Below are 1,466 nucleotides of genomic sequence, written 5' to 3'. Positions count from 1 at the left end.
CCGCGCGAGGTCGCGCAGGCCGTCGCCGAGGCCGCTGTCGCCGGCCAGCGTATCGAAGTCCTTGGCACCCGCCTCGGGGTCGCGCTTGGCGGTCTCGGCGGCAGCGCGGAACCGGGCGAGCAGCCGGTAGCCGGCCGGACCCTGCTGCTCCAGCGCGTCGAAGATCGTGTCGGCTTCCGCGACCTTGCCGTCCCGGGCGAGGCGGTTGGCTTCGTCGAACCGCACCGAGGCGGTCTCGGCGGCCACGCGCTGCTGATTCTGCCAGTAGCGCCAGCCGGCCACGCCCACCACCAGGAGCACGGCGAGCGCGATGATCACGCCGCTGTAGCGCTTCCAGATCTGGAGGATCCGGTCGCGGCGATAATCCTCGTCGACCTCGCGGATGAACTCGTTGTTCTCGGCCATCGTTTCCCGGCCCGCGCTTGTCCGCGGGCCACCTTGCACAGCTATCGAGCCCCGCGCCTAACACACGGGCGCCGGGTTGGCGACAGCGGGTGTGGTCGGCGGTGGCCTCAGGCCGTGCCGGGCCAGACCGAGACGCCGATCAGCGGGTAGTGCAGGTAGCGGGAGAACACGAACCAGACCGCCGTCCCGATCACCACGGCCAGGATGTCGTTGCGCCAGCCATGCGGGGCCGCGACGGCGCCCCCGTGCTGGGCGACGACCGTCCCCGGAGCGAGCGCCCGGCGCTTGGCGCTGATCCGCGCCGCCACCGCCCAGGCCAGGAAGCCGCCGAACAGCAGGATCGAGCCGAGATCGCCGTTGGCGAGCAGGTGGGCGGTCGCCCAGATCTTCACCGCGAGCAGCATCGGGTGCTTGGCCTTCGCCCGGATGTGCCCCGGCAGGTAGGCGGCGGCGAGGCACACGAAGGCGAGCCAGACGAGCGTCAGGGCAAGGTGGCGCGTCCAGACCGGCGGATCCCAGACCGGGATGTAGCCGCTGAGCCGGTAATCGTGGAAGCCGACCCCGATCAGCACCAGCCCGAGCAGCGACAGGGCGGTGTAGCCGAGCTTGTACCGGCCCTCGCCGACCCGGCCGACGATCGCGGCGCGCTGGGAGCGTACCATCGAGAAGGCATGCGTGCCGAGGAACAGCACGAGCCCGAGGATCAGGAGAAGCATGAAGGACTTTCGAGCGACAGCCGGTCGGCAAGTACTCTGTAACCGTTCTCAAGCGAATCTGGCGTGCTTTGTCCAGGCGTGGCCGGGACGCACCCGGATTTCAGTGATGGACTCGGCGTACGGGATGCGGGGCGGAGCGGCGCCGCTTCTCCCTCACCCCTCTGCGGGGGAGGGTGTTCACCCATCTCAAGACGGGGCGCGGGTCCCCTCTCCCGTGCGGGAGAGGGGGCCTGTCGCGGCCTGCAGGGGCCGATCCGTCACTATGACAGCCGCTGCGTGGGGAGGGATCCGGCAGCGTTCCGCTTTGCTTGCCGCCGCCCTCTCGACGCTCGTCCTGTTCATCCC

General features: G+C 70.4%; 2 protein-coding genes. Both read right to left on the bottom strand.

Annotated features, from left to right (window positions below):
• Positions 1 to 405, bottom strand: a 405-nt coding sequence (locus FV228_RS29530) for a tetratricopeptide repeat protein (protein ID WP_147857701.1), incomplete at its 3' end; no start/stop codon positions are given.
• Between the two features lie 107 nt (positions 406 to 512).
• Complete coding sequence (locus FV228_RS29525) at positions 513 to 1,121, bottom strand: NnrU family protein (RefSeq protein WP_147857700.1); 609 nt, start codon at positions 1,119 to 1,121, stop codon at positions 513 to 515.
• Positions 1,122 to 1,466 lie beyond the last annotated feature (345 nt).

This window comes from Methylobacterium sp. WL18 (assembly GCF_008040015.1).
In the GTDB taxonomy this organism is placed as follows: domain Bacteria; phylum Pseudomonadota; class Alphaproteobacteria; order Rhizobiales; family Beijerinckiaceae; genus Methylobacterium; species Methylobacterium mesophilicum.
This window is presented reverse-complemented; position numbering and strand designations above follow the sequence as displayed.